Annotated in this window: 2 protein-coding genes; both read left to right on the top strand. The window is 65.4% G+C overall.

The window, feature by feature from the left end; genetic code table 11:
• Positions 1-5,231: Ig-like domain-containing protein (locus ACX80V_RS21755; RefSeq protein ID WP_485844897.1), on the top strand; the 5,231-nt coding region annotated here is incomplete at its 5' end.
• 157 nt (positions 5,232-5,388) lie between these two features.
• Positions 5,389-5,591 (top strand): hypothetical protein (locus ACX80V_RS21760; RefSeq protein ID WP_485844898.1); only part of this gene is annotated, 203 nt, incomplete at its 3' end.

Genomic DNA, 5,591 nt, shown 5'->3' on the forward strand with positions numbered 1-5,591 from the left:
CTGCGTGGTCCGGGGCGAACAAGTACGTCCGTGACTGCACCAATGATGCTGATGATAAGAACGTTGACGTGCCCAAGGCGAGTGCGTCGCCGTCGTACGTTTTCCGGGTGAACCGGGACCTGGTGGTCCTGAACGATGTGAATTCGGGGAATGTGTGGCTGGTGAACCAGAACATGCAGCTGGTGAACAACTGGGACGACGTCATCCCGCCGAAGGAAACCTCCGATGATGCGGAGAAGGACTCCGCCGACGAAGTCCAGCAGACCGTGTTGCCGGACCGCACCAAACCCAACAGCGCACCCGTGGCCAAGCCTGACACGTTCGGGATACGGGCGGGACGGACCGCCATCCTCCCGGTCCTGGACAACGACACCGACCCCGACGGCGACATCCTCACCGTCCGCGCGCCCGATCCGATCAAGTCCGGTCTCCTCGCCCCGATCTACGGCTCCACCGGCTTCCAGGTCAGCGTCCCAGCCGACAAAACCGGCTCCGAAACCTTCAAATACACCGTCGACGACGGCCGCGGCCTTACAGCCTCCTCCGACATCACCCTCAACATCATCCCGCCGGGCGAGAACTCCGCCCCGCGGCAGAAGCCGAACCGCAACACCACCCTCGTGGTGCAAGCGGGGAAAATCGTCAGCCAGAACATCCTCACCGACTGGACGGACCCCGACGGCGACGACCTCTACGTGGTCGGCGCCACCGGAAGTGACCCCCGTGACCAGGTCAAGGTCCGGCCCGACGGGCTGCTCACTTTCCAGGACGCCGGCACGGAACCCGGCCGCAAAGTGGTCACCGTGACGGTTTCCGACGGCCAGTCGACCGCCGAAGGCAAAGTCACCGTGGATGTCCGCGCTGCGGGTGCGCTGCCGCCGATCGCCAACGCGGACCACGTCGTCGCCGTCGCCGGTGTGGATACCGTCATCGCACCGCTGAAGAACGATTCGGACCCCCAGGGCGGGGCCCTCCGCCTCGCCCAGATCACGCCAGACGGCAACTCCACCGCCACCATGGGGGCGGACCAGCAGACCTTCACGTTCAACTCCACGGCCGAAGGCGCCCACTATGTGTCCTACCTCGTGACCAACGGTCCGGCCAGCGCCCAGCAGCTGGTCCGGGTGGACGTGGTTTCCGGCGACGGGGACGGCGCCCCCGTTGCGGTGCGCGACATTGCACTGCTGCCCAGCGGTGGAATCGTGCTGGTGGACGTCCTGGGCAACGACTCGGACCCCTCAGGTGGCGTGCTGGTAGTCCAGTCCGTCACAGCTGCCGACGGTTTGCCGGTCAGCGTTTCAGTGCTGGACCACTCCGTCATCCGGATCACCGACATCCGGGCGCAGGGCCAACTTAACGTCAAGTACACGATCTCGAACGGCAAGTCCTCGGCCAGCGGCGACATCGCGGTCCTGGTGGTGCCTGCCCCGGCCAAGCTACAGGCCCCCCAGGCCAAACCGGACGAAGTGTCGGTCCGGGTCGGCGACGTCGTCACCATACCCGTCCTTGAGAACGACACCGACCCCAACGGTGGCAAGCTCACCCTGGAGCCGGAGCTGCCGCAGAAGCCCGACGACGCCGACGGCCGTATCTTCCGCGCCGGCAACACGCTGCGCTTTATTGCCGGGGACCTGCCCAAAACGGCCTACGCGATCTACAAGGTCACCAACGAATCCGGACAGTCCGACTCCCAGCAGGTCACCATCCGCATCCGCGCACGCGATGACGAACGGAACACCCGCCCCGAGCCGAAAAACCTCACCGCCCGTGTGGTCTCCGGCATGGTGGTGCGGATTCCCGTGCCTTTGGACGGCATCGACTCCGATGGCGACTCCGTGCAGCTGATCGGAGTGGACAAGGCCCCCGCGATAGGAACAGCCGTCGTCCGGGACGGCTATCTTGAGTTCACCGCCACCGGATCGGCTGCCGGCACGGACACCTTCACCTACCGCGTCCGGGACCGGATCGGCGCCGAGAACACCGGCACGGTGATTGTGGGCATTGCCCCGCCTGAGCCCAATAACCAGAAGCCCATCGCCGTTGACGACTCCGTTGATGTCCGGCCTGGACGCAAGATCGCCGTGGATGCCCTCAGCAACGACTCAGACCCGGACGGAGACCCGATCGGACTAGTCGCCAACGCCTTCGAGGCCCGTCCCGAACTCAGCGTCGAGACGGCTGACGGCGGCCGGGTGTTGCTCACCGCGCCGGGCGCCGCCGGCAACGAGAGCGTCGGCTACAAGATCCAGGACGACAAAAAAGCCCAGGGCAGTGCCGTGATCCGCGTCCGGGTCAGCCCCGACGCCACCCTCAAGGCCCCGATCGCCAAGGACGATGTCATCATGCCGGCCGAGACGCTGGGCAAATCCGCCGTGGACGTGCCGGTCCTGAAGAACGACTCCGACCCCGACGGTGTGGCCTCGGAACTCAAGGTCAGCCTGCCGGACGGCAACCCGAACGCCCGCGTTGGCAGTGACGGCAACGTGGTGGTCAGCCTTGCGCCGGCGGACCAGCTGGTCCCGTACACCGTCACCGACATCGACGGCCAGACGGCCACGGCGATCATCTGGGTGCCCGGGCAGGGCGAGGAGCACCCCACCCTGGCCCGCACCGACGTCGTGGAAGTAATGGCCGGCAAGGAAATCACGCTGGACCTCAACGAGTACGTCCGCGTGCGGGACGGCCGCGCGCCGCAGATCACGCAGGCGGACAAAGTCCAGGTACAAGGGGCAGACCCCCAAAACGTCATCGGCGGCAACGCCAGGACGCTGCGCTATGCGGCGCTCAAGGATTACGTTGGCCCCGGCTCCGTTACCTTCGAAGTGACGGACGGCTCCGGTCCGGAAGACCCCCAGGGCCTGAAGTCCACGCTGACCGTCATGACCAGGGTCATTCCGGACCCGAACGCCAACCATGAGCCCACATTCAGCGGAAGCGACCTGGAAGTGCCGAAGGCCGAAACTGCGAGCCTGGAGCTGGGCAACCTGGCCAAGGACGTGGATGCCGGGGACCAGGAAAAACTGAAATTCGAGTTCGACGGGTCCCTGCCGGAGGGCTTCAAGGCCACGATTGAGGGGCAGACGCTCAGCGTGAGCTCCGAGACAGGCATGGCCGCCGGCCGCAAGGGAACCATCCCCCTGAAAGTGACGGACGGCCGCTCCGGACCCGTCAAGGCCGCGGTGACGGCCGCCGTCGTCGCCTCCAACCGGCCGCTCCCCACCGCCAATGAGGACGTCCTCGAGAAGGCCAACGCGGGCCGGAGCGAGACCATCAACGTCCTTGCCAACGACTTCAATCCCTTCAGCGACACTCCGCTGAAGATCGCCGATGTGGCCGTGGAAACCGGATCCGCCGCCGGGCAACCGGTCATCAGCGGGGATTCCATCACGGTGACGCCCGCCGACGGATCCAAGGGCGTGATGGTGCTGCGCTACACGATCTCGGACAAGACCGATGATCCGTCACGCCAGGTGAACGGCCGGGTCCGCATCACGGTCCGCGACAAACCGGACGCACCCTCGGCCCCCACCGCCACGGACGTGCGCAGCCGGACGGCAGTGCTCAAGTGGGCTCCGCCGTCGGACAACGGCGCCACCATCACCGGCTATACCGTCAAGTCCAACAACGGCTTCGAACAGAAATGCGCCACCACCACCTGTACGCTCAGCGGGCTGACCAACGACGTGAAGTACCTCTTCACCGTGATCGCCACCAACGCGGTGGGAGACTCCCAGGCGTCACCGCAGTCGAACGAAATCCGGCCGGACGAAAAGCCGTCTCCGCCGGAGGCGCCCACCGTGAAGGCGGGGGACAAGAACATGGTGATCAACTGGCTGCCGGCCAAGACTGAAGGCTCTGCGGTCAAGAGCTACAACCTGGAGATCTCCCCGCCGCCGGCCAACGGTATCGCCGTAAAGAACGGCGTCACCGGGCTTACCTACACCTGGCCCGGCCTGACCAACGGCGTCCGCTACAAGGTGCGCGCCCAGGCTGTCAACGAGCTCGGCCCGTCCGACTGGAGCATTTACTCTTCCGAAGACAACCCCGCCGGAGTGCCCGCTGCGCCGGCGGCACCGACCTCCGCCGTGGCCTCTGCGGTGGGAACCACCAACCAACTGCGGGTGAACTGGACGGAACCCGACACCAACGGTGACGCAATCAAGAACTACTACGTCACGATGAGCGGCGGCGGCGGCGCACCGCAGACCCAGGCCATCGCCGGTACGGTGCGGACCGCCAACTTCACGGCGAACAACTCCGAAGCCGATTACACGTTCACCGTGCAGGCCGAAAACAAGGCAGGAAAGGGCGCCGTCAGTCCGGCGTCGGCACCCCGCCGCGCCACCGGCAAACTCGGTCAGGTCTCAGGAGTCAGTGTCACCGCAGCCGACACCGGAGGAGCCGGGCGGAAGGCGACGGTGGACTTCCGGCGGCTCACCGCGGCCGAACGCAATGGCTCGGCTGAGAGCGAAATCAGCTACAGCTACAACGCGAGCAACGGGACGAGCGGCCCCATCACCCCCGGACAGACCATTGGGGGATTCGCCAACGGCACCCAGGTGAGCATCACCGTGGTCGCCAATTCCTCCGTTGCACCCAGCTCCAACGCCAGCGCTCCCGCGTCCACGACGCCGTACGGATCCCCTGGCACTCCATCGGCGTCGGGCCAAAACGGCGGCCAGAACCAGAAGTCTTTGAGCTTCAGCTGGGCCTCGCCGTCCACGGCGACGAACGACGTCGCCTACACACAGATCAACATTGACGGCCGGGGCTGGGAAAGGGTCGCGGATTCGGGAAGCCGGACGGTGAACACCGGCGGCTTCGACGAACCGCACTCGATCCAGGTGCAAACCGTGAATTCTGTGGGGACCGGCGGAGCCGTTGCTGCGGCGACGGCCAGGTCGGGGCCAGCCAAGACAAATTGGGACAATGCGGTCGCCGGTTACCGCACGTGTACAGATGCGCCTGCCTCAGGCCAAACCTCGTGGAGGTCGCCGATGAACGCGGAACATACCTGTGATGGTGTGATCCGTGACTATCCCTGGATCTACGGCTCCGGGCCTTCCTTCACCGTCAACTGCTTCATGTGGCGGACCGTCCCTGACGCCCGGGGCACGTACAAGTGGTACCGCATCAACTCCCATGCTGACGGCCGCTACGTTGGCCGCACCATACAGGTGGGCAACACCACCTTGGGTGAGCCCGAGAGCCATGGAATCCCGCAATGTTAATGATGGGCATCGCAGCAGGTAAGACGGTGGGGGAGCGCTCCCCATCGCGGCTGCTGCCATGCTTCGGTAGGCTGACGCGGGGAACAGAGAGCCCGTTATCGGGTCTCTGGAGGGGCCGCACTGGGGGCCGCAACACAATTGAGGGATTAGTAACGCTGTGACATCACTGCTGGGGAAGTTCGGTCTCAAGAAGCGGCACAACAAAATCGTTACGGGTTCGGCCTTTGCCGCGGCCGGCGCCGTGTTGGTTGCCGGTGCGATCATCTATCCGGGGTTCAAGACCACTGAGGTGGAGTTGAACGACGGCGGCGTGTGGGTAGTCAGTAAATCCAAGAATGCGGTGGGTCGGCTGAATTATCC

Source organism: Pseudarthrobacter arbutini, assembly GCF_054510915.1.